Origin of the sequence: Streptosporangium sp. NPDC020145, from assembly GCF_040631275.1 — a bacterium.
Lineage (GTDB): Bacteria > Actinomycetota > Actinomycetes > Streptosporangiales > Streptosporangiaceae > Streptosporangium.
The window spans coordinates 1-22,646 of record NZ_JBEXZT010000054.1; the positions used below are offsets into that span (position 1 = coordinate 1).

Genomic DNA, 22,646 nt, shown 5'->3' on the forward strand with positions numbered 1-22,646 from the left:
CGGTCACATCAAAACGCGCCACGTCCGAGTTCTACCAGCCACGGCCGGCCCGCCACTGGGCCACACCTAGATCCGAACCCCAAACAGCTCCTAGGGTGGGGATGTGCTTTTTGGGAGATCGGTGGAGATCGGTGCGCTTGACGAGGTGATCGCGGGGGCGCGTGAGGGACGCGGCGGCGCCGTGGTGTTGCGGGGGGAGGCGGGGACGGGGAAGACCGCGCTGCTCGACGCGGCGGCGGCACGGGGCGGGTCGATGCGGGTGTTGCGCACCACGGGCGTCGAGTCGGAGTCCGATTTGGCGTTCGCGGCGTTGCACCAGGTGCTGTGGCCGGTGACCGGGTCACTCGACGCGTTGCCCGAGCCGCAGCGCGACGCCGTGCGCGCCGCGCTGGGCATGGCGGCGGGGGGCGCGGGTGACCGGTTCCTGGTGGGGGCCGGGGTGCTGTCGCTGCTGGCCGAGGCCGCCGCGCCGGACGGGCTCATCTGCGTGGTCGACGACTTCCAGTGGGTCGACCGCGCCTCGGCCGACGCGCTGCTGTTCGCCGCCCGGCGGCTCGGGACCGAACGCGTCGCCATGCTGCTCGCCGTACGCGGTGACGCGCCGGTCAAGGGGGTGACGGCGGCGGTGGACGTACGAGGGTTGCCGGAGGCGGCCGCGGACGAGTTGCTGGAGACGCGTCACGGGGAGATGCCCGCGCCGGTGAGGCGCGAACTCGTCACGCTGACCGGCGCCAACCCGCTCGCGTTGGGCGAGATCGCCGCCCGGTTGACGCCCGCGCAGCTCACCGGCCGTGAGCCACTGCCCGATCCGTTGCCGGGCGGCTCCCGGCTGTTCGGCGACCTCGTGGCCGGTCTGTCCCCCGATGCCCGGCTGGTCGCGCTGGTCGCCGCCGTCGAGACCGACCTGTCCCTCGTCCTGCGCGCCGCCGCCGACCTGCTCCCCCGGCCCGGCTCCGAACCCGGGCGGGTCGCGTTGGGCGAGCTGGAGACGGCGGGGCTGGTCGAGGCGGCGGGCGACGGGGTGCGGTTCAGGCATCCGCTCATACGCTCGGCGGTCCACGAGGCAGCCCAAGGAGCTGACGTGCGGCGGGTGCATGCCGTCCTCGCGGAGTCGGCCACGGGCGACCGGCGGGCCTGGCATCTGGCGAGGTCCGCGCTGGGCCAGGACGAGAGGGTCGCCGCCGAACTGGAACAGGCCGCCGAACGGGCACGCGCCCGGGGCGGGTACGCCGCCGCCACGACCGCCCTGGCCAGGGCCGCCGAGCTGACGCCCGGACCGCACACCCGAGCCGTACGGCTGAAGGACGCCGCCGTCGCGGCCTGGCTCGGCGGCCGTCCGGGACAGGCGGAGACCCTGCTGGCCGAGGCCCGCGAACGCGCGGGTGCCGACGCCACCCTGGCCATGGAGATCGCCCGGCTCAGGGGCAGGTTCGAGCTCAACTCGGGCAACGCCGCCGAAGCCGTACGGATCCTCGCGGCGGGCGACGGCCTGGACATGCTGGCCGACGCCTCGGAGGCGGCCTCGTACGTCGGCGACATGGGCTCGGTCGTCGAGCTCGGCAGGCGGGCGGCGGCGCACCCGGAGGGGTTCCTGCGGGACGTCGTGGCCGGGATCGGCCTGACCGTGGACGGTGACGCCTCCGGACCGGTCCTGCTGCGGCGGGCGCTGGCCAGGACGGGCGAGCTGGAGGACGCGGCGGGATGGCTGTGGGCGTCGGCCGCGGCCAGTTACCTGGGCGAGCCGGATCTGGCCAACGAGCTGGCGGGCCGGGAGGGGCGGGTGGCCAGAGTGTCGGGGATGGCCGGGCAGCTGCCGGTGGTGCTGGAGTTCGTGGCGACCGCCGAGCGCATCGCCGGGCAGCTCGCGCGCAGCCAGGCCGTCTCGGAGGAGGGCCTGGAGCTGGCCCGGGAGGCCGGATACGCCAACACGGTGGCCGCCCATCTCGCCAACCTGGCGGTGCTGGCCGCGCTGCGCGGCGAGGAGGAGGCCTGCGAGCGGCAGGCGCGGGAGGCGCTGGCGATCGCCGTCCCGCACCGGGTGGGGCTGCGGATCGGGGTGGCCGCGTACGCACGGGCGCTGCTCGACCTGTGCCTCGGCCGGTACGCCTCCGCGCACGACCGTTTCACGGCCATCGCGTCGGCGGGGCCGGGCGGCGGGCACCCGACCGTGGTGTGGCGCACGACCCCCGACCGGGTGGAGGCGGCCGTGGGCGCGGGTGACGAGGCGGGCGCGCGGGCGGCGCTGGAGGCGTACGAACGATGGTCGGCGAACGCGGCGACGCCCGAGTCACGCGCGCTGCTGGCCCGCTGCCGCGGCCTCGCCTGCTCCTCCGAGGACGCCTTCCTCGAAGCGCTGAAGCTGCACACCAACCCCTTCGAGGCGGCGAGGACGTCCCTGCTGCTCGGCGAACGGCTACGCCGCGCGCAACGGCCGGGTGAGGCGCGGGCGCACCTGCGTACGGCATGGGAGACGTTCGAGCGGGCGGGGGCCAGGCCGTGGGCGCGGCGCGCGCAGGAGGAACTGCGCGCGGCGGGTGAGTCGCACGCGGCCCCCGCGTCTCTGCTGGACGCGCTGACCCCACAGGAGCTGCGCATCGCGGGCCTGGTCGCCGACGGTCTGTCGAGCAAGCAGATCGCCGCCCAGCTGTTCCTGAGCCCGCGTACGGTCGAGTACCACCTGTACAAGATCTATCCCAAACTGGGCATCGGCTCCCGTACGGATCTGGCGCGGCTAGTAGTTCTACAGAAGGCGCCCGTAGTCGGCGACGGCATGCTTTGAGACATGCAAAACGTCACCATCTGGAGTGAAGAGTTCGGCGCCGAGACGGATGCGCCGATCCTATTGATCATGGGTTCGATGTCGCAGGCCATCCTGTGGCCGGACGAGTTCGTCGGCCGGCTGACCGCAGGAGGCCGCCGAGTGATCCGGTACGACCACCGGGACACCGGCATGTCGGGCACCGTCGACTTCGCGGCCCACCCGTACACGTGGAACGACATCAAGGACGATGTCTACCGCGTGATGGACGCCCACGGGCTGGACAGCGCCCACCTGGTGTGTCACTCGGCGGGCGGCCTGCTCGGCCAGTACGTCGCCGTGGAACGCCCGGAGCGGGTGCGTTCGCTGACCGTCATCGGCTCCTCGCCGCTCGGCGGCAGGGAGGGCGAGGTGATCATGCGGGCCCTGATGGGACAGCCTCAGCCCGAGGGCAGCCTGCCGGAGCCGACGCCGGCGTTCGTGGACTTCTACCGCGCGCTGATCGCCGGCCCGCCGCCGGAGGGCAGGCGCGCGACGATCGACGGCATGATCGCCGAACAGCGCCTCCTGCACGGCGACGAGCTGCCGTTCGACGAGGACGCGGCGCGCCGGCTGCAGGAGCGGATCTACGACCGTGCCCGCGACCTGTCGGCCGTGGCCAACCACCGGCTGGCCGCCATGGCCAAGCCGGACTTCGAGCCGGAGGGCGTGCTGCACCGGGTGAAGGCGCCCACCCTGGTCATCGAGGGCAGCTGCGAGCCGGCCAAGCCGGGCCACAGCGCGATCATCGCCGAACGCGTCCCCGGGGCGCGGCTGATGGTCATCGAGGGCATGGGGCACACGCTGCCGCCGGAGGTGCACGAGGAACTGGCCGCCGCCGTCCTCGCGCACACGGCCGGGCGGTGAGCGCGGCTCAGGCGGAAACCGCGTCCGGCGGAGGCGCGGAGGTCGGTCAGAGGCCGCCCCTCACACGGTGTTCACGGGGCAGATGCCCGCCGCGTGCCGTGTCGACCTGTTTGAAACCGCCTTGAGCAGGCCGCGTCATGGAACGTCGGAGGCCACGGGCAGGTCGAGCGTGGCCAGCGCGCCGCCTTCGGGAGGGTTGGTGAAGGTGAGACGGGCACCCAGCACGGCGGCCTGGCCCGCGGCGATGGTCAGACCCAGCCCGTGGCCCGCGGCGGCCGGGTCGCCGCCTTTGCGGAAACGCATCGGCCCGGCGCGCAGCAGATGGTCGGGGAAGCCGGGACCGTGGTCGTGGACGGTGACGCGGAGGCCGTCCACGACCACGGCGATCGGCGGCCGGCCGTGCCGGGTGGCGTTGGTGAGCAGGTTCGCCAGGATGCGCTCCAGGCGGCGCGGGTCGGTGGCGACCACGGTGCCGGTGCGGACGCGCACCTGCGCGTCGGGGACGAAGGCGGTCGCCCGGCGCGTGACGAAATCGCCGAGGGCGACGTCGGACAGGGCGGGACGTTCGGTGGCGGTGTCCAGGCGGGCCACCTCCAGCACGTCCTCGGTGAGGGCGCGCAGCGCCTTGACCCGGTCCTGGACGATGTCGGTCATCCGTCCCGGCGGCAGGAGCTCGGCGGCGGTGGTCAGGCCGGTGAGCGGGGTGCGCAACTCGTGGGCGATGTCGGCGGTGACCCGGCGTTCGGCCTCCAGACGGCCCTGCAGGGCCTCGGCCATGGCGTCGACGGCGTGGGCGAGTTCGGCGGCCTCGTCATGGGAGCGGCCGCCGATCTCCGCGCCGACCCGGACGGTGGGATCGCCCGCGCTGACGTGGCGGGCGGCGGCCGCGGCCCGCCGCAGCCGGCGTGACAGGCGCGCGCCGACGGTGATCCCGGCCAGGGTGCCGCCGACACCGGCCCCGGCCGAGCCCAGGACCAGGACCCGGTCCAGCGCGGCCAGGTCCGCAAGGCTGGGGCCGTAGTCCGAGCGCAGTGACAGGACGTGACCGCCGGTCCCGGCCGCCGCCCAGACGAAGGTGCCCTCGCGGGTCCGGCGCAGCGCGGTGGCGACGGCCCCGTCCCGCGCCGCCGCGCGCAGGTCCGCCGGCACGGCCGGGTCGTCCAGCCGGCTGCCGAAGACCGTCTGGCCGCCTCGGTGGTACTCGCGCAGCAGCAGGCGGATGCGTTCGGCCTGCAGGCGGTGGGCGTCGTCGGCCTGCCTGCGGGCGTAGGCGAGATGGACGCTGAGGCTCAGCGCCACCGCGACCAGGACGCTGACCACGGCGACGGCGGCGCTGATTTTCCAGCGCAGGCTCATCCGCCGCGCTCCCGCCGTACGCCGAGGTCTCGGCCAGGACCTCACTCGTTCTCCGCGCGCAGTTTGTAGCCGAACCCGCGCACGGTCTCGATGCGGTCGGCGCCGATCTTGTTGCGCAGGCGCTGCACATGGATGTCGGCCAGGCGCGAATCGCCGCCGTAGGCGTAGTCCCAGACGCTCTCCAGCAGCACGTCCCTGCTGAGCACCGTGCCGGGGGACTCGGCGAAACGCAGCAGCAGCCGCATCTCGGTCGGGGTGAGCGCCACCGGCCTGCCGCCGCGCAGCACCCGTACGCCGTCGACGTCGATGTCGACATCGCCGAAGCGCAGCTGACGGGCACGCTGCCCGGTGTCCGCACCGGCCGCGCCGTTGCGCCCGCTGCGGCGCAGCACCGCGCGAATGCGGGCCAGCAGCACCGAGCCGTCGAAGGGCTTGGTCACGTAGTCGTCGGCTCCGGCCTCCAGACCGACGACCACGTCGACGGCGTCGTCCCGGGCCGACAGCATGATCACCGGGACGAGGCTCTCGGCGCGGATGCGCCGGCACAGGCTCACCCCGTTCATCCCGGGCAGCATCACATCCAGCAGCGCGACATCGGGAGTGCGGGCGCGAAAGGCCTCCAGCCCGGCCGGCCCGTCGGCGGCGGTGGTGACCGTGAAACCGTCGCGTTCCAAGGTCAGCTGGGTCACCTCCCGGATCACCTCGTCGTCCTCGACGAACAGCACATGCGGGGTCTCGGCGGCGTCCATGGACATCCTGCCCTCGTCCTTTCGTGTCATCTCACGCGCCGTCGAGAACGAGCGTGCGGCCGTTCCAGCGCAGCGGTGTCGCCCGGGTGGTGGTCGGGCAGGAGGCGTCGTCGCCCGGCAGGTAGTCCGGCCGGATCAGGACCAGGGCCGCGTCGCGGACCTCCACGCGGCTGCCCGCGCCCTGATGGGCGTAGACCCGTTCACCCGGCCGGCCCTGTTCGAGGCGGTAGACGTAGGTGCCGCGGGTCCCCTCGTACCCGCAGCTGCGGCCGGGACAGGTGTAGACGGTGACGGCCATCAGGTGGACGCCTTCCGACTGACCGGACAGGGAGATCTCCTCGGAGTAGACCGGGAACCGGCCGCCCTCGCAGCGTCTGATCGCGGAGGTGGTCTTCGTGCCCAGGCGCGGATCCTCCCGCAGCACCCGCAGACCGTCGAGGTCGGAGGGGACGGCGACCGCGGTCTGCGCCGGCGCCGTGGAGGACGTGCTCCGCCCGGTCTCCTGCCCGGCCGGGTGCTCCAGACGCACCCGAGGATCGATCCCGCACCCGGCCAGGGAGACCGTCCCGGCCACCACGAGACCGAACAGCACGGCTCCCGCGGCGGTGAACCGTTTTTTCAGCGACATGCCGCCGATAATACCGTCCACGCATTGTTACAAAACCTATGGATTACCTCTGGGCGGCCGATGGAAAAGCTGAAATAAACCTACGGAGGCGGCCCCTACGGTGGCGGCCATGGAACACGGAAAAGGGCCGGGAAAGCATCGGAGGCGGACCGTTCTCACCGGCGCGGTTCCGGTGCTGGCCGCCGCCGCGGTTCTCGCGTCCGGCCTGACGGCCCGGACGCTCGCAGCCGCGCCACAACCGGCGGGCCAGACCGGTCAGGCCGGCAAGGCCGTCCACCGCGTCCCCACCGAAGATCGCGTCGTCTTCCTCACCGTCGACGACGGCCTGAAGCGCCACGCGGGGATGATCGACCTGCTGCGCGGGTCAGGCATCAAGGCGACGCTGTTCCTGACCGGCCAGTACGTCCGGCAGGACAGCGGCTTCTTCCGCCGAATGCGCGACCGGACCGGCGCGGTGGTCGAGAACCACACCGTCGGCCACCCGGATCTGGCGGGCAGGCCGCGCGCTCTTCAGCACAAGGAGATCTGCGCGGCCTCCGACCGGTTCGAAAAGGTCTTCGGCCGCCGCCCCACCTTGCTGCGGCCGCCGTACGGCAGCTTCGACGCCACCACCGTGCAGGTCGCCGCCGAATGCGGCGTCAAACACCTGGTGCACTGGAGCGCGGAAATCGCCAAAGGCCATATCGAATTCGCCGCCGGTGACCGTCTCGTTCCGGGCGACATCGTTCTCATGCATTTCCGTGACGAATTCAAAGAAGACATCGAAGCATTCATCGATCAGGCGAGGAAAGACGGGCTGACGCCCGCGCTCTTGGAGGACTACCTGAAATGAACCATCCCGCGCACGTTCCGTACGACGCCCCGGTGGCCGCTCCGCCGGTGGTCCGATCCCAGCCCCCGCGGGGGCGGTTGCTGGGCTTGGACGCCGTACGGGCGCTGGCCATCATGGGCATGGTCTACATGCACGTCAGCCCGACCGGATGGCTGAGCCCGGCTCCGATGCGGGACAAACCGGCCGTGCTCGACTGGATCGAGCACGGCGTCTCCGGCCGGTCGATGAGCCTGTTCGTGCTGATGGCCGGCATCTCGGTGGCGCTGATGACCGGTGGAGCCGAACCACTGGACGGCGATCGGCTGAAGGTGGCCAGGAAACGGCTTGCGATCCGCGCGGCCATGTTGTTGCTGGTCAGCCTGTGCGTGGACCAGTTGTCCGGCCTGAACCTGTCCATCCTTGAGTTCTACGCCGTGTGGCTGTTGATCCTGATGCCGCTGGTGCGGCTACGGCCGGGCACGCTGCTGGCCGCGGCCGGTGTCCTCGGCGCCGTGCTGCCCGTCTTCTGCTTCGTCGTGCTGAACTACGGCGGCACCTGGGCCATCTCCCCGATGAACACCGGCGCCGAGCCCGTTTTCGGCCTGACGCTGCTGATCCACCCGCAGGACTGGCTCGCCAAGCTCCACCAGTTGCTGCTGGGCGGTGGCTTCCAGACGCCGTACGCGATCCCGCTGCTGCTGGCCGGGCTGGCCATCGGTCGGCTGGACCTGCGCAGCCGCGCCGTACGTCGGCGAATGGTTCTTTTCGGCTCGTCGCTGGTCGCCCTCTGCTGGCTGATCTCGTGGTTCGCGCTCGGCCCGCTGGGCGCCGAGCGTGCGCTGGCGGCGATGATGGAGTCCACCGGCGGGCCGATGCTGCAGCCGTGGAGCTCGGTGCTGACCCTGCCGCCGCACCAGCTGTACGCGCTGAGCGTTCCGATGGCACCGATGATGACCGGGGTCGGCCTGCTGCTGCTGGCCGCCTTCCTCACGCTGCTGGAGCGGCCCGGGTGGCGGCGGGCGCTGCTGCCGCTGACCGCCGTCGGAAGCCTGGCGCTGACGTGGTACGCCGCCCACCAGGTCTTCATCGAGCGGGTGGCGGGTGGCCCACCGTACGGCTTCGCCCTGTTCGCGGGTATGGCTGTCTTCGCGTTGGTCTTCTCCCCGCTGTGGCTGCGCCGGTTCCGGCGCGGGCCGCTGGAATGGCTGGTCCACCGCGCGATCGTGCTGGCCGTACCGGCCCGCGGCACAGGCCACCGGGCACGCGCATAGGCCCGGCCGGCGGAGGTGCCGATCAGCACCGTCAGCTGGTTGCGGGCCGTGTCGACACGGCCGAACGTGCCGCCCCTGCCTGGCATCCGATGTCAGGCAGGGGCGGCACGTCCATGTCCGGCCCGCGTGCGGGCCTGTGGCATGCCGGACGCGGTTACGGACCGACCAGTTCGTAGACCTTGACCGCCATCGGGCCTGCGGGGTCGTAGACGACCTTCACCGGGGTGCGTCCCTCACGGAGCCGCAGGTAGAGGTGGCCGGGGTCGCACTTCACGGTGCCCGTCGCGGACGTGCTCCGGGTGTTGCGGCTCTTGTACGGCGACGGGCCGTAGCCGCACTTCTTGTTGATCTGGCGGTAGTCCAGACCCTCGGTGTAGTCGATCCTGACGGGGTCACCGGCGCGCTTGCCGAGATACCAGTCGCCGCCCGTGCCCTCGCGGTGCGCCCGGTACGGCGTGACGATCATGGCGGAGTTGCCGGACCGCTTCGCCCAGCCGTACACCGTCTTCAGGCCCGATGCGGCGGCCAGGGCCGGTGCCGAGGGCGCGGCGAGGGCGGGTGAAGGGGAGGCGACGAACAGGAACGCCGCCACGGCAGCCAGAGTCGTGACAGCCGATGTCTTGCGCATTTCTTCTCTCCGTTCGGGGTAACCAAAGATCATCTTGCCATGCAGTCGCCCCGGAATAAGGGGCCTTGCGCAGTGAGTCATCACATAGCCGGACAAACCAACCTTTCGCCCAGAAAATGCGTCACAGGCCCGGCAGCGCCCTTTCCGTAGGCCCGAATCGGACGGGCCCACCTCCTTCGGCCGCCGGCCGTCGGCAGAGCGCCGGCGAAGGGCGCCCCGCCCACGTGGAGATCCACCGTCGGTGACGGCCCAGGACTCCCGAAGCCACGGCCAAGGGCGAAGGGGTGGGTCGATCAAGCTCAGCAGCTCCCCCGGTGACCGCGCAGGACGTTCAGGACGTCGGAGTGCAGGATGGGGGCGGCGGCGACGAAGGTGGACGAGGCCGGAGTCCACGGGTCGCCGTCGGCGTCGGTGACGAGTGCTCCGCCTTCCCGGGCGATCAGAGAGCCTGGCAGCAGGTTGTTGGCGTCGTGGCCGTACTCCCAGAAGACGTCCACGTGTCCGGAGCCGACCTGGGCGACCTGGAGGGCGGTCGGGCCGAGGTTGCGTATGGCCAGGGTGTGACGCAGCATGGCCGTCAGCGATGCGCCCGCGCGCTCCGGCTCCAGGTTGTAAGGGGGCTGGCTGGTGCAGGCCAGTGCCGCGGAGAGCCGTTTGGCCGAGGTCCTGACCCTGCGCCCGTTGAGGTGGGCTCCACCACCCTTGACCGCGGTGTAGAGAGCGTCCAGCTGGGGCGCCCACAGCACTGCCAGCACGGGCTCACCGCCGGCGATCAGGGTGATCGTCACGCCCCAGTGGGGCAGCCCCTGCAGGAACTGGACGGCGCCGTCCACCGCGTCGCACACCCATGTCTCGCCGTGATCGGCCACCACCGTGCCGATCTCGTCAGGACTCCAAGCGCTCTGCGGCCGCAGGGCGCCGAGGCGTTCGCGCAGGAGCTCCCCCGCGGGCCCGTCGACCGTGCCGAACGCCTCCATGACCGAGGCCACACTCGCCCCGACCGCGGCGGGGCGGTGCTCCTGCACGTAGGCGCCCACCTGCCGCGCGATCCCGATGACCTGCGGCAGCAGTTCCCGATAGCCCATTGTCCTGCCTCCCTCGACGGTGTCCTTGACCCCAGAAGTACTGTCGAAGCGCGGCAAGGCGGCCCAGGAACCTGTCCAGACGGCGGATATCAGACATGAAGCATGTTTCTACGGTGGATTCCGGCATCACCCTCGATGACCTGGATCGGCGCATCATCGGGGCCCTCCAGGTTGACGGACGGGCGGAGATCTTCCGTATCGCGACCGTCCTGGGCGTCTCGGCCCGTACGGTCACCCGCCGCCTCACGCGTATGCGCGAGGGTGGCATCACCGTCGTGCGGACGATCGCGGCCGAACAGAGCATCGGTGCCACGCTGCTGCGGGTGCGGGTCCTGCGCGGCAAGGTCGACACCATCGCCGCGTCCTTCGCCAGGCGCCCCGACGTCGGATCCGTCGACATCGTGATGGGCGGCGAGGAGATCGACGTTCTGGTCGTCGCCAACCCCGCCGATCGTGATCGGCTGCTTTTCCGCCAGCTGCCCGCCACGGGCGCCATCACCTCCACCACCGCGCACAGCGTTCTGCACACTTTCGCCGACGCTGCCGGCTGGCGGGCCGACGTTCTCACACCCGGCCAGGTCGCCGCCCTGGCCCAGCCCTCGCCTGGCATGGCCTCGCACACACCTGATCTCCTTGACGAGCGGTTGCTCGGCCTGCTCGCCGAGGACGCCCGGCTCTCCCATGCCGCTCTGGCCCACCGCACCGGCGCCTCGGAAAGCACCGTCCGGCGACGCCTGCGCCACCTCACGGACGGCGGCATGCTTCGTACGCACGTCACCGTCGATCCGCGCCTGCTGGGGCTGGCCGTCGACGCCAACCTGTGGCTCGAAGTCCCGCCGGCCCGGCTCCGTACGGCCGGGCAGACGCTGGCCACCCACCCTCACACCCACGCCGTGGCCGCCACCACCGGCCCCACCAATCTCGTGGTCGCGCTCTACTGCCCCGACCTGCACGCGCTGTACGCCTTCACCACCGACGTCCTCGGGCCGCTGGGCATCACGCGCGCGGAGACCGTCGTCATCGCCAGAACCGTCAAGCCGGTAGGTGCCGGCCCTTGGTCCGCACAGCGGAGCGGCGACTGACGCGCGGGCGAAGGCCCTGGTGAGCACACCGGGGACTCACCTTCGGGCTTCTTCGCGTGCCCGCGCGAAGTGGCTTGAGAAACGCGTGAAACTCTCGCTGGGCCGAGGCCGGCGGGTGTGCTTCCTTGAGCGCGTGCCGCTCCTGACCGCCGCGGGAACTCCGGGCGTCACCGCTTCGACGACGGCCGGGAACACCCCGTGGCGCACGGGAACGCGGCGCTAGAGCGGCTGAGGAGGGCCGGCGGCGCGTGTGTCGTAGGCGTGGCGCGCCGTCTCGATCGTGTCGAGGTGGCGGCGCGTCCAGGCGCAGATGCCGGTCACCAGGGTGAGCAGTTCGACTCCGGCGTCGGTCAGTTCGTAGTCCACGCGAGGGGGCGCCGTGGGATAGACCGAGCGGGTGACGATCCCGTCCCGTTCCAGGCCCCGCAGGGTCTGCGTGAGCATGCGCTGATTGATTCCCTCCACCCGCTGCCGCAGGTGTGAGAAGCGCAGCACGCCCTCACCCAGCGCCGAGATGACCAGCAAGGTCCACTTGTCGCCGATCCGATCGATGATCTGGCGCGCGACCGAGTCAGCCCGCTGCACCTCATCTAGCAGGTTGGTTGTCATAAGTAACCTATAGCAGAAAATAGTGCCTGGTTCGATTTTGGAATCGTCCTGTTCCGCACCGGGCTGCCGCCTCCGACGGGGCCGCACGGCCCCGCGGAAGGAGACAGCACCATGACCGGAATGACCGACCGCGAGCAGATCTTCGCCCTCTTCGATCGCTACGCCGACGCCCTCGACCACCGGGAGTGGGCCCTGCTGGAGCGGCTGTTCACCGAGGACGTGACCACCGACTGGTTCGGCGCCTACCAGGTGTCCGGTCGCGCCGAGGTGATCGCCTACATCAGCGACCTGGTCGGGCGCACCCTGAGGACCCACCACATGCTGGGCAACTACACCGCCGACGTTCAGGGCGACACCGCGGAGGCCTCGGCACGGGTCCGGGCGTACCACGTCGGCGAAGGTGACCTCTTCGAGGAATCCCTCGCCGGCTTCGAGGCCACCGCGGTCCGCACGCCGGACGGCTGGCGCTTCAGCCGCTTCGACGAACGGCTCTACGTGATGCTCGGCACCCAGGAGGTCTTCGGCCTCACCGACGAGGCGGTGTCCTGACATGACACATCCAGCCACCGTTCCCGAGCCCGGTATCTGGCTGATCGACCCGGCCAACTCCAGCGTCACCTTCGCCGTCGGCCACATGCTGGTCAGCCGGATCACCGGCCGGTTCAACCGCTTCGACGGCCATGTCACCGTCGGGCGGGACCTGTCCGCGACCGGGGTGACCGCCACCCTCGCCGCCGGCTCGATCGACACCAACCACCCCGAACGCGACCTGCACCTTCGAGGTGGGAAGTTCCTCGACGCCGGGACCTACCCGCAGATCACCTACCGTTCCTCCACCGTGCGGGGTAGCGGCACGGACTACGTGATCGGCGGCGACCTCACCGTGAAGGCGACCGCCCTGCCCGTGGAGCTGCGGCTCACCTACGGCGGTGTCACCGATGACCCCCTCGGCCATCGCCGGGCCGGATTCCTGGGCCGGGCACGGTTCAGCCGGGCGGCGTTCGGCGTCGCGGAGACGATGGGGCTCATGCGTGCCGGTGGCCCCGTCGTCGGCGACACGGTCCACGTGTTCCTGAACATCGAGGCGATCTTGGAGGACTCACATGTCTGACGTCGTGACATCCCTGCTGGAGGCCGAGGCCCGGCGGGACGTACCCGCCATGGCGGAACTGCTGGCCGAGGACATGGTCTTCGAGATGCCCTTCGGCGAGCAGGTCACCGTGGTCAAGGGCAGGCAGGCCATGACCGACCTGCTCAGCCGGTTCCTCGGCGGCTTCTACGCCGAGTTCACCCTGCGCGACATCGAGGTGACGGCCGCCGCGACGCCGGGCCGCTACTTCGCGGAGTACCGTTCGACCGGACGGGTCGCCTCGAACGGGCATGCTTACCACCAGCGTTACGCCGCCGTGCTGGAGGTCAGCGACGGCAAGGTCGTCCTGTGGCGGGAGTACTTCAACCCCCTCCCGCTGCGCGACGCCCTCGCCTCCTGAGAAGGTCCTCGATCACTCCCGGACCTGACAGGCCGCCGACGAGGCCGGCCTTCGAGAGGAGCCGGTGTCCCGGCACGACCGCTGGTACCACTTGACCAGGTCGCCCTTGGGGGCGAACTTGCAGGACCTGGCGGTGACGTCGTAGTTCCTGTCCTGCCCTGGTGGTTGGTGTGCTCCCAGAACAGGACGAGCGTGACGTCCGGTATGGCGGCGGCCGCGGCGTCTCCGTTCCGGGCGGAGACGGGCGCTTCCAGCGCGGTGCGCCGCAGGAATTGAGACGCCCCGCGGAGGCGCTCGCCCTCCATCTGGACATGGTGTCCTTCTACCGGGATCCCGGCCACAGGGCGCCGCGGGCCCAGGCCGGGATCTGCCCCGGGCAGAGTCTGGTGGAGGGGGACGGCCGGAATACACCGCGGGGCCTGAAGGCCGGTCGTTAGGGTGATCGTCGTCGTGTTGGTGGCGGTCTTGGGGCTTCGGGTGCCCTCGGTCGATCGGACGGCATATCCGGGGTTCGCCAGGATGGTGTCGGCACGGGAGTTGGCGGAGACGTTCACGCCGACTGAGGCCGAGGTCGCCTGGGTTCGTGGCCGAGCCCAGGATGAGCACCAGCTGCTGGCGCTGGTGGTGTTCGGTGACGTGCTGTCGACGGTGCAGGAGGCCATGACCCCGGCAGGCGATGGAGGCACCGTCGCGCCGGACACCGTGGCCTCGGTGGTGGTCGCGGCGCCAACGGTGCAGGATGTGGCGGAGCGGGCCAGCGCGCACGAGGCGGTCTCGGCGCACCACGGCAACAACCCCTGCCACTATTACCAGCACTACCGCTCGCACCGTCCGGCGCTGTTCACGCTGGCCGGGGCGATCGAGTTGGAGGTCACCACCGCCGAGCGTAGCGTGCTGGAGGCGGTGGAGTTCCTGCTGGAGGTGCGCGGCGCCAAGGCCGCGTTCGTACCGCGGGTGCTTCCGCTTTCCCATGATCCGTAGATCATGATCCAAAGCCTCCGAAAAAACGGGGAAGCTCAAATCGACAAAGCGAAGGGGCCGCCCGCCGCAGAAGATGCCTTCCGGGCGAGAGGCGAGGTTACAGGCCGCGAAGCCACCGGCGGTCACAGACCGGACCCAGGGCGCCGGCGCACCACCATCGGGCCCGTGCCGCCGTGCAACGCGCAGCCCTCTCGTCCGGCCCACCGCACGTCTCCGCCCCGCTGGACGGCATGACGCCGGCCCGGGCGCGCGAGCAACTCGGCGACGAGGTGCTCGCGCGGCGGCACATCAGCAAGATCAAACCCGGCGGCGCCGAGCAAGACGGCCGCCATGAGTTGCGGGCGGTGCTCTTCATGCCCTCACCATTGGCAGAGGCACTTTGGACTGAGGCTGTATCCGTCCGATTTTCCGCGAAAACTACGGCAATCCCGAGAGGTACCTGGGCTCGAACCGCAGGGTGTTGTTCGCGATAGCGGGGGTGATGAACGGGCAGACCGGGCGCGGCCTGTCGACGTTCGGGCGCGGGATGGGCAAGAAGCCGGTGATCCGTTTCCAGGCGGTGGCCCCGGAGGTTCGGCCGTTCTGGTCATCGGATCGCCGCTCCCTCACCGGGTGTCGTGCGGCGCAGCATCAGCGTCCGGCGGGTGCGCAGGTTCGCCATCCGCTGGAAGGAGGCGCGGTCGTTGAGGTGAGGGAACGGCTCGGCCGGGGTGTCGGCGGCCAGGAAGGTGCACAGCGGTTGCCATCCCTGGCGTACGTCGAAGACCAGCAGCCGGTCGGGCGGCACTTCCTGGCGCACGGCCGTGACGTGCCGCTGGTAGACCTCGATGGCGTGCTCACGGTCCTCGAAGCGGCCGCTGAAGGTGCCCTCCCAGATGATCTGGCGGCAGATCTCGCGTCGGCGGCGCAGGGACGGCGAGAGCCGGTTTTCCAGCCAGCTCACCAGTGCCGCGGACCCGTGCCGGGGCGCCATGAAGCGGTAGATGCTCTCCTGGGCGCTGTCGTACCAGTGCTCGGGGTCGCGAACGGTGAGGATGACCTTGGCCGTGGGGAACGCGTCGAGCAGGTCCCGCCAGTAGGCAGCGACCGGCCAGTCCACCGCCGAACGGTAGCCGGTGAGCAGTTGCTGCCAGTGTGGTGTATCCCCATCGGCGATGGCGGCCCACTGACGGATCAGCGCGGTGTCTTCGCCCAGCGACGACATGTGGTGACAGGGACCGTATCCAAGGCGGGTCAGGGCGGCCTGGAGCGAATAGCTGCCGGTGCGGCCGAAGCCGGCGCCGATGATCTCAAGCATCACTTCTCGCTTAGGGTAGCGGATTTATTGCTATATGTAGTTGATGCTGTTCTTGTCGCAAACGCGCGACGGCCGGAGTCTCATGCAACCGAAGCCTGCGGCCGGGGCGAGCCGGCCTCGTCGTCACGACCAGGACGTGCGGGCGATCGAGGATCACAGACCGAAGAGCGGCAGACATCGCTCCAGATGATGGATCTTGATGTCGTCCCGCGGCGTCCAGCAGGACCGGTGCAGGCGAAAGCGGCGCCCGACCGCCGCCTCGCCCTGGCGGTCGACCACGTTGATCCCGTCCTGCTGGTAGTTGAACTTCTCATAGACCGCGATCGAGGCAGGGTTGTCGGCGAACGCGACCGTCGTCATGTACTCGGCACGCAGCCCGGTGAAGGTCAACTGATGCGCCACGGCGCGCAGTTCGGTTCCCAGGCCCTGGCCCTGGAATCCACGTCCCAGCCAGGTAGAGGTCTTGATCTCGCGTGTGACGGGGAAGTCGACGGCCTTGAGTGTTTGCAGGCCGATCACCTGCTCCTCATGGACCACCACGAGACTGAGTGTCCACCGGCCCACGGCGAACTCCGCCCATGAGCGGAAGCACTCCCGAATGACGCTTTCGGCCCGCCGGGCGGGCCCGGCGGCCGACCATGGCACGATGAACGGCATTTCTCTCTCGCCGTGCACGCCGTCGGCCGCCACGTCGGCGAGCTGGTCGAGTTCCGCCAGCGACGGATGGCGAAGCTCCAGGCGGGGCGATGCGACCGACAGGTCGAACAGTGGCCAGTTACGCACGCTTCCTTCAATCTCCCGGTTCGCCGGACACAGACGAGGCGGCAGCCGACTCTGATCGGTCGCTGGGGGCAGGCGACGGTGCCCATCCATCTCGGACTCCTCACGGCCGAGCCTCAGGGGCGAGCCCTTGGGGCGGACGGGAGCGAAAAGGGCGGCACAGACCACCCGACAACCACTATCACCAAGAGTAGTCACTCTATAGCATTGAGTAGTATTGGTGTTTTCTCATCGGGCCGGGAACATTCACGGCCGCCGACAAGACGGGGCGCACATCATGACCTTCTCCGAAACCGCACCCCTCCATCCAGCCTGGACGTGTGCCCCCTTACGTCCGTTTGGAGTCGCACTGACCGCTCTCGGCACCGACACCGGCCTGCGCTGGCCGTCCGCCGATCTGGTACGAAGCTTGGTCCGTGAGCATCGCCTGATCGTTGTGCGCGGGTGGGGCGGGCCCGTCGCCGAAACCACACTGGAGGACTTCGCGGCGACCCTGGGCGTCGCGCAGCGGTGGGGCCCGCCTCCCGGCAAAACCGTCCTCGACGTTCACATACGACCCACACCCCGGCGGGTCTTCGACGATTCGGGATTCATGCCGATGCACTGGGACGGCATCCATGACCTCACACCCGCGCTGCAGATCTTTCAGTGTCTGCAGGCGCCCCTGGCCGACGAGCCGGGAGCGACCCTGTTCTGTGACACCGCCGCGGTAGTGGCCGCCGCCGATCCGGACACCCGAGCCTTGTGGCAGAACCTCACCTTCCGCTACGAGAGCCGGGAGGTCGGCGAACAGGGAGAGACGGTGCACTCGGTCGACGTCCCCCTGATCATGGAGCATCCCCACAACGGCTTTGCCACGCTGCGCTTCCGCGAGCCCATTCCCCACGCCAAGGACGCCACCCGCGTCAGGTCCACGCATCTGGACCGGGTCCCCGACGGCCACGACCCCGCCGAGATCATGGAGGGCATCCGGAGAGCGCTGTACGACACCCGCCACCTGTACGCGCACCACTGGCAGGTTGGCGATCTGCTGATCGCCGATAACCACACCCTGCTCCACACCCGCGAGCCCTACCCGCCCACAGTCGCTCGCCATCTGCAGCGCGTCACCGTCATCGCCGATCAAAACCACTGACCGGAAGCACAGGCCGGCGCCGGCGATGAGGCGAGGCGTGGACCCTACTCGCGAGGATCAGCACTTAGCGAGTGTTTGATCCATAAATGCGGTGAAAGATGATGGTTCTTCACGCTCTCTGCGCCGATGGAGTTGGAGACCCTGGAACAGATGTGCGCCGCCCGAGGAAAGCAAGACGCAAACGGGCGCCTTCTGCGCCCAGATTCCTGTCTGATCCAGAAATGCCCGTCATATTCGTTTTGGCAGGTGGCGGCAGATTCTCACCTGCCTGACCTGACCGATATGCCTCTGGCCGACAGCCCTCTACGGCGCTACGCCAGCGACCTGTCGGATGCCCGCTGGCGGCTCATTGAACCGATCCTGACCGCCTGGCGCGCCGAACGCCCCGCCCGCGCACTGGGGCATCGACGCCGCCAAGAAGATCGTCGGCCGTAAGTGCAGCATCATGATCGACACGCTCGGCCTGCTGCTCGCAGTCCTGGTCACCGCCGCCTCCATGCCCGACTCGGTCGCCGGCGCCGCCCTCATCGACCGCATCGCCGTCGCCCATCCCGGCGTCTGCACCAGCTGCTTCGTTCCTTTTTGAGTGGTGAGATTAGACGTACCATCAGGGCCCAGCAGGTCGTTGATGGATGGTGGGGCGGTGCCGAAGCTCCTGTTCGCGCGGGCGCCAAAGGACGCGGTTGAGGAGCGCAAGATCCGCAGGCTGGCCGGTGCCCGGCACGCCTCGGCCGACTGGATCCGCCGGGCGCAGATCATCGCGCTGGCCCGCACCCAGCCCGCCGGGCGGCCGGTGCGCGATCCGGCAACCGATGAACTGTCCGTGAACGATGAGACCGGGCCAGGGGCCTGGACGCTGGACACCCTGACCGCGGCCGCCCACGAACTGGGCATCGTGGTGGCGCGCTCGCAAGTACGACGGATCTTGCTGGCCGAGGGCGTGCGCCGGCGCCGTACCCGGTCCTGGGCCACCAGCCACGATCCGCACTTCGCCCCAAAAGAACCCGCATCGTTGCCCTTCATGCCTGCCCGCCGGGAGTGACGGTCGTGGCCGCCGACGAGCTCGGCCCTGTCGTGCCCCGGACCTTCGATCCCGCGCCTGGGTGGACCTCTGACGGGCGGCGCGTCAAAACACCCCTGGCCTACAGCCGCGGTCCGGAGAAGACCTGGGTGTACGGCGGCTTGCGCATCGTCGATGGCCATGCGGTCACCATGTGCGCGTCCTCGCGTGACAGCGCCGGCTGGCAGCGCTTTTTGGCGCTGCTGGAGAAGGCCAACCCGACCGGGACGATCGCGGTGATCACCGACAATCTGTCCAGCCACAACAGCGTTTCCACCCGCGAACGGCTCATCGAGCATCCGCGGATCCAGCAGGTGTTCATCCCCAAGGGCGCCTGCTGGCTCAACCTGCAGGAAGCCTGGTGGCGACTGTTTCGCCGTCAGGCCTTGGCCGGGCAGACCTTCGCCGACCCCGCCGAGATCGCCTACGCCACCGCCATGGCGACCGCGCAGCTCAATGCCCGTGCCCGCCCCTGGGCTTGGGGCCGTCCGGCTCCCGAGCCCCGTCGGCGCCGACGTCGTTGTCCCAATGATCTACAAGCCGTTCTCCAACGCCGGCCTCTAGCCTCATCCGCGGTCCCTCTGCCCGACGCGACAGGGCCAAGCGCGGCAGGTGGGCGACGCTGATGAGAAAAGACCTCGACGAGGTCCGAGAACGGCCAGGTGCCCGCTGGCATACGGAGGCTCCATGAGCGACGCGTACTCTCCCATCCCTGAGCTGAACCTGCTCAAGGAATTTCAAGACCGGCTCGAAGGCCGCCTCTACGCGGGTCAATTCATGCTGGTCGACTATGGCGAGATCCGCGGTCTCGACGATCCCGAGCTCCAGGAGCGGCTGATCGTCTTCGCCTACGCCACCGATGCTCCCTCGCTGTACGCCCTGTGGCGGTGTGACGACCGGGAAGACCTCGCCACCTTGCCCGTCATCTTCTGCGGAGACGAAGGGGAGATCTTCATCGAGGCGGCCAGCCTGCGTGACCTGCTGCGGATTCTCACTCTCGACGGTGCCCACATTCACGGTGCCGAACTAGAGGAGGAGGATCACACCGAAGGTCATCACGAGTATCTCGCCTGGTTGGATGAGCACTTCGGGCTGAAGCCGCTCCATGACCTTGCCCCGATCCACAAGGCGGCCTTCGAGCAGTACGGCCGGCCTTTCGCCGAATGGTGGCTGCAGCGCGAACCGGACGACTTCTCCGTCGAGGACGTGCTCCAGTACCTGGCTTACCGGTGGGCGGTTTGACGCACCTTAGGGTGCCACCGGAATACGGCAGGAAGCAGAAAGGGGCCACGTCCTTCAGAGACCACAGGTCAGACGGTGGGTGCGAAGGCCGAGTTTTCGGCTGTGGACAGCCGTGCCCAGCATGGGACCGGATTGGTTCCCGCAGCGGTTTGGGTCCGCTGACCTGGCCAGATGTCGTCCTATAAGCCGAACAGAATTCAGGTTCTGTCCGGTCTGTGAAGCGACGCGGCCCGTTTCCGCCGTATTCCGGTGGCACCCCTTCTAGGGCGGGACGGTAGGCCGCGGTGATGACATCGGCGGCCAAACCCTTTGTCAGCAGGCTTTTACTCAAGACCGGCAATACGCCAAGTGGCTCCAGGTGGACAAAGTGTCGGGGCGGTCGGGGCCCAGCAGGCGTCTTGCCGGCCCCGCCCATCCCGGTCGGCACCGGCGAGACCTCCGGCGGGGCTTGGGACAGCACCACGATCTTTCCCGTATCGGCCGCCTGCGCCAGCTGACCATCTGGTGGCTTCGGCCCCGTAACGGCGGTACCGGACTGCGGGAATGGCAGGCATGCCGTGGGCGTCACCCGATGACGCCCGGCGACCTGGCGTCCGCCGTCCCGCGCGCCGCCGTCGCCGGAGCCTCTGAGTTCCCGGACCGTCTGCCGGGGCGGCGCTGGTGTGCCGGGCACCGCTCGTCCAGGCCGTGGGGTCTGGGCGAGCGGCAGGTGAGCAGCGGCTGGGCTAGAAGGGCATGGCCTGGATGCGTATGTAGCGGTCGCCTTTGAAGAGGTAGATCTCGCTGCTGCTGCCGGGAACCTGGCAGGCGGCCGACAGGCCAGAGGCGAAGACGGTGCCAGCCACGGCGGGGAGGGCCTCGGAAATAGCCATGGGGCCGCGGACGATCCTTTCGTCGCTGACGTCGTAGTGGACGAACTGATCGCCCTTGAACAGATAGACCCAGGAAAGGAACCAGGACTCGCAGGCCGCGTCGATGTCGCTGGTGAAGATGGTGCCCTTCAGACCGGGCCAGCTCGTGGCGATGTCCTTGACGCCGGTGTGCTCGTCGTCGCGGACGTCGTAGCGGACGTACTGACTGCCGCGGAAGAGGTAGACCTCACGGTCCGCGAGGGGCACGGGGCAGGCGGCGCCGATGCCGCTGGTGAAGGCGGTGCCGTTCAGGCCGTCCCAGTTGTCTTTGACGAGCGAGGGACCGACGACGATGCTTTCGGTGTCCAGGTCGTATCTCACGTACTCGTCTCTTTTGAAGAAGTAGATCTCACCGTCGACGTCGGGGACGGTGCAGGCGGCTCCCAGGTCGCGGGTGAAGATGGTGCCGTACAGGCCGCGCCAGCCGGTGGCGATGTACGAGCCGTCGCCGGAGGGCGGGCTGCCGGGATCGCCGCCGGTGTAGCGGACCCGCAGACCGAAGTGGCCCATGCCGTAGGGGTCGCGGTTGAACTCCCAGCGCATCCGGTGATCGCTGCTGGAGTGGTAGAGGGCGGCCAGGTCCGCTCGCCCGAAGGCGAAGCCCCGGCTGAGCACCAGGTCGTCTTCGTTGACGAGATGCTCCCAGATGTCCGTGATCAGGCTCAGGCCCGCATACACGTAGCCGAACAGCTCCATGTTGGGCAGGAGGCTGAGGAACAGGTCGTTCCATTTGAGCTCGTCCACGATCCGGCGCAGCGCCTCGCCGAGCGCCTCGTACCACTCGGCGTTGGAGTCGTCGGCCTCCCACAGGGTGATCATGGCCGAGCCGCAGCCGTTCAGGCGGGTGTCGAAGAAGACCTTCTCTCCGTAGATGGGGAACTCTTTGTTCTCGGTGACCGACCCGGTCTCGTTGGTGCGCAGGCTGCGCCCGTAGCCGGTGGCGGCGGCCACGACCGTCCAGTAGATCTCATCCCTGCCGCCGCCCTGGTCGCCGACCGCTTTGTGGCAGTAGAACGTGTCCAGCTCCAGCTTGGCGTGGAACGACTCCCCCGACCTGGCGGCTGTGTCGTCGTCGGGGCCGGCGAAGCCGGTCACGCCGAAGCCGTACTCGGCCATCGCCGCGGTGAACTCCTCGGTGTCGAGGACCTGGCCGTCAGCCAGGTGTTTGCGGTCCACCATGGCCAGGTTCGGCATCTCGGCCATCAGCGGGAGCATCTCGGCGAAGGCGGCCTTGTAGGACTGCTCGTCAAAGCCGTCGCGCAGCGGGCGGGAGCTGACGGCCTGGGGCACGGCCTGCGCCGAGCGTCCGCCGGACAGCTGCTGGTGGTAGATGCGGCCCAGGCCGTGCAGGTAGTCGGTGCCCAGTACCCGCTCCAGCGGCGCCAGCACCGAACGCTCCAGGTCGGTCAGTTCCAGTCCTTGGTCGGCGCGGGCCGCGGCGTGCAGCAGCACGCCGGTCATCAGGTTCACCGGGCCGCGCTTGTACAGCCGCTGTGCCTTGGCCTCCTGGGCCTGTCGCAGGCCCTGCCCGGACAGCACCGCCTGCCAGCGCTCCAGGTGCCGGGTGCGCTCCTCGGCGGTGAACGCCGCTATTCCGGCCTCGCCCATGGTGGTCCTTCCGTCGCGTTGTGGTCCGGTCCTTCGGGTGCGGCCGCAAGGGGGCGCCGCATGCTGCGGACCTGTTCCGCAGAGAGCGTGCGCAGGTCTGCCAGCAATCCGTCCGTAACGTAACAAATCATGATCGAAAAGTGATCAAAAGAGTGGTTCTCTCCCTAAGCGCCTATCCAGAAGTTCTGCGCGTAACCAGGTGTGAGATCGCCGGGGCATAAGGGCGTTGACACGGGCCTCGCCGGGGGTTGGATCGAGG

At 69.6% G+C, this 22,646-nt stretch carries 22 protein-coding genes and 1 pseudogene; 14 read left to right on the forward strand and 9 right to left on the reverse strand.

All coding sequences use genetic code 11. The features are described from left to right. The first annotated feature begins 103 nt into the window (after positions 1-103). Complete coding sequence (locus tag ABZ463_RS40840; RefSeq protein WP_362785413.1) at positions 104-2,779, forward strand: AAA family ATPase; 2,676 nt, start codon at positions 104-106, stop codon at positions 2,777-2,779. Positions 2,780-2,857: 78 nt separating this feature from the next. Beyond that, a complete protein-coding gene (locus ABZ463_RS40845) occupies positions 2,858-3,664 on the forward strand; it encodes an alpha/beta fold hydrolase (protein WP_362785416.1) in 807 nt (268 codons plus the stop codon). 135 nt (positions 3,665-3,799) lie between these two features. On the opposite strand, the gene ABZ463_RS40850 is transcribed toward ABZ463_RS40845, so the two are convergent. The 3 genes from ABZ463_RS40850 to ABZ463_RS40860 are packed head-to-tail and all read right to left on the reverse strand — an operon-like array spanning position 3,800 to position 6,397. Continuing rightward, positions 3,800-5,020, reverse strand: coding sequence for an ATP-binding protein (locus ABZ463_RS40850; RefSeq protein WP_362785419.1), 1,221 nt, complete (start codon positions 5,018-5,020; stop codon positions 3,800-3,802). Positions 5,021-5,061: 41 nt separating this feature from the next. After that, a complete protein-coding gene (gene cseB, locus ABZ463_RS40855) occupies positions 5,062-5,799 on the reverse strand; it encodes a two-component system response regulator CseB (RefSeq protein ID WP_362785422.1) in 738 nt (245 codons plus the stop codon). A 1-nt stretch (position 5,800) separates the two neighbouring features. Continuing rightward, positions 5,801-6,397 carry a hypothetical protein gene (locus ABZ463_RS40860; protein ID WP_352012144.1) on the reverse strand — a complete coding sequence of 199 codons (597 nt, stop codon included), beginning with the start codon at positions 6,395-6,397 and terminating at the stop codon, positions 5,801-5,803. A gap of 109 nt (positions 6,398-6,506) precedes the next feature. Between ABZ463_RS40860 and ABZ463_RS40865 the strand changes: the two genes are divergently transcribed. Both ABZ463_RS40865 and ABZ463_RS40870 read left to right on the forward strand, forming a co-directional pair. Next, positions 6,507-7,229: a polysaccharide deacetylase family protein gene (locus ABZ463_RS40865; protein WP_362785426.1), complete on the forward strand. Its 723-nt coding sequence runs from the start codon at positions 6,507-6,509 to the stop codon at positions 7,227-7,229. Then, complete coding sequence (locus ABZ463_RS40870) at positions 7,226-8,479, forward strand: DUF418 domain-containing protein (RefSeq protein WP_362785429.1); 1,254 nt, start codon at positions 7,226-7,228, stop codon at positions 8,477-8,479. The genes ABZ463_RS40865 and ABZ463_RS40870 overlap by 4 nt, the downstream gene beginning before the upstream one ends. Before the next feature lie 154 nt (positions 8,480-8,633). On the opposite strand, the gene ABZ463_RS40875 is transcribed toward ABZ463_RS40870, so the two are convergent. Further along, entirely contained in the window at positions 8,634-9,107 is a 474-nt protein-coding gene (locus tag ABZ463_RS40875; protein ID WP_352012141.1) for a hypothetical protein, read from the reverse strand. 299 nt (positions 9,108-9,406) lie between these two features. Beyond that, the gene (locus tag ABZ463_RS40880; RefSeq protein ID WP_362785431.1) at positions 9,407-10,192 is read right to left on the reverse strand and encodes an inositol monophosphatase; all 786 of its coding nucleotides are present in this window, start codon (positions 10,190-10,192) and stop codon (positions 9,407-9,409) included. 113 nt (positions 10,193-10,305) lie between these two features. Between ABZ463_RS40880 and ABZ463_RS40885 the strand changes: the two genes are divergently transcribed. Continuing rightward, positions 10,306-11,274 carry an Lrp/AsnC family transcriptional regulator gene (locus ABZ463_RS40885; protein WP_362785433.1) on the forward strand — a complete coding sequence of 323 codons (969 nt, stop codon included), beginning with the start codon at positions 10,306-10,308 and terminating at the stop codon, positions 11,272-11,274. Positions 11,275-11,493: 219 nt separating this feature from the next. Here ABZ463_RS40885 and ABZ463_RS40890 read toward each other — a convergent pair whose 3' ends face one another. Then, positions 11,494-11,883: a helix-turn-helix domain-containing protein gene (locus ABZ463_RS40890; protein ID WP_352012138.1), complete on the reverse strand. Its 390-nt coding sequence runs from the start codon at positions 11,881-11,883 to the stop codon at positions 11,494-11,496. 111 nt (positions 11,884-11,994) lie between these two features. On the opposite strand from ABZ463_RS40890, the gene ABZ463_RS40895 reads away from it, so the two are divergent. From ABZ463_RS40895 to ABZ463_RS40910, 4 genes are all read left to right on the forward strand, one after another. Next, complete coding sequence (locus ABZ463_RS40895; RefSeq protein ID WP_352012137.1) at positions 11,995-12,432, forward strand: nuclear transport factor 2 family protein; 438 nt, start codon at positions 11,995-11,997, stop codon at positions 12,430-12,432. Position 12,433: 1 nt separating this feature from the next. Beyond that, positions 12,434-12,994, forward strand: a complete 561-nt coding sequence (locus ABZ463_RS40900) for a YceI family protein (protein ID WP_362785437.1) — start codon at positions 12,434-12,436, stop codon at positions 12,992-12,994. Beyond that, a complete protein-coding gene (locus ABZ463_RS40905) occupies positions 12,987-13,373 on the forward strand; it encodes a nuclear transport factor 2 family protein (protein WP_352012135.1) in 387 nt (128 codons plus the stop codon). The genes ABZ463_RS40900 and ABZ463_RS40905 overlap by 8 nt, the downstream gene beginning before the upstream one ends. 438 nt (positions 13,374-13,811) lie before the next feature. Further along, positions 13,812-14,354, forward strand: coding sequence for a hypothetical protein (locus tag ABZ463_RS40910; RefSeq protein WP_362785441.1), 543 nt, complete (start codon positions 13,812-13,814; stop codon positions 14,352-14,354). Between the two features lie 586 nt (positions 14,355-14,940). Here the strand turns inward: ABZ463_RS40910 and ABZ463_RS40915 are convergent. Next, positions 14,941-15,651 (reverse strand): sulfotransferase family protein, encoded by a 711-nt coding sequence (locus ABZ463_RS40915; RefSeq protein WP_362785444.1) that lies wholly within the window; start codon positions 15,649-15,651, stop codon positions 14,941-14,943. A 153-nt stretch (positions 15,652-15,804) separates the two neighbouring features. Continuing rightward, entirely contained in the window at positions 15,805-16,434 is a 630-nt protein-coding gene (locus tag ABZ463_RS40920; protein WP_362785446.1) for a GNAT family protein, read from the reverse strand. A gap of 274 nt (positions 16,435-16,708) precedes the next feature. On the opposite strand from ABZ463_RS40920, the gene ABZ463_RS40925 reads away from it, so the two are divergent. The 5 genes and pseudogenes from ABZ463_RS40925 (at position 16,709) to ABZ463_RS40945 (ending at position 19,868) form a co-directional block, all read left to right on the forward strand. Then, positions 16,709-17,566 (forward strand): TauD/TfdA family dioxygenase, encoded by an 858-nt coding sequence (locus tag ABZ463_RS40925; RefSeq protein ID WP_362785448.1) that lies wholly within the window; start codon positions 16,709-16,711, stop codon positions 17,564-17,566. A 400-nt stretch (positions 17,567-17,966) separates the two neighbouring features. Further along, positions 17,967-18,152: pseudogene (locus ABZ463_RS40930) on the forward strand (transposase); the annotation flags it as partial. A gap of 57 nt (positions 18,153-18,209) precedes the next feature. Next, entirely contained in the window at positions 18,210-18,608 is a 399-nt protein-coding gene (locus ABZ463_RS40935; RefSeq protein ID WP_362785451.1) for a hypothetical protein, read from the forward strand. A 5-nt stretch (positions 18,609-18,613) separates the two neighbouring features. Next, complete coding sequence (locus ABZ463_RS40940; protein WP_362785453.1) at positions 18,614-19,252, forward strand: transposase; 639 nt, start codon at positions 18,614-18,616, stop codon at positions 19,250-19,252. Between the two features lie 61 nt (positions 19,253-19,313). Then, a complete protein-coding gene (locus tag ABZ463_RS40945) occupies positions 19,314-19,868 on the forward strand; it encodes a hypothetical protein (protein ID WP_362785456.1) in 555 nt (184 codons plus the stop codon). A gap of 725 nt (positions 19,869-20,593) precedes the next feature. Here ABZ463_RS40945 and ABZ463_RS40950 read toward each other — a convergent pair. Continuing rightward, a complete protein-coding gene (locus tag ABZ463_RS40950) occupies positions 20,594-22,387 on the reverse strand; it encodes a hemopexin repeat-containing protein (protein WP_362785459.1) in 1,794 nt (597 codons plus the stop codon). Positions 22,388-22,646 lie beyond the last annotated feature (259 nt).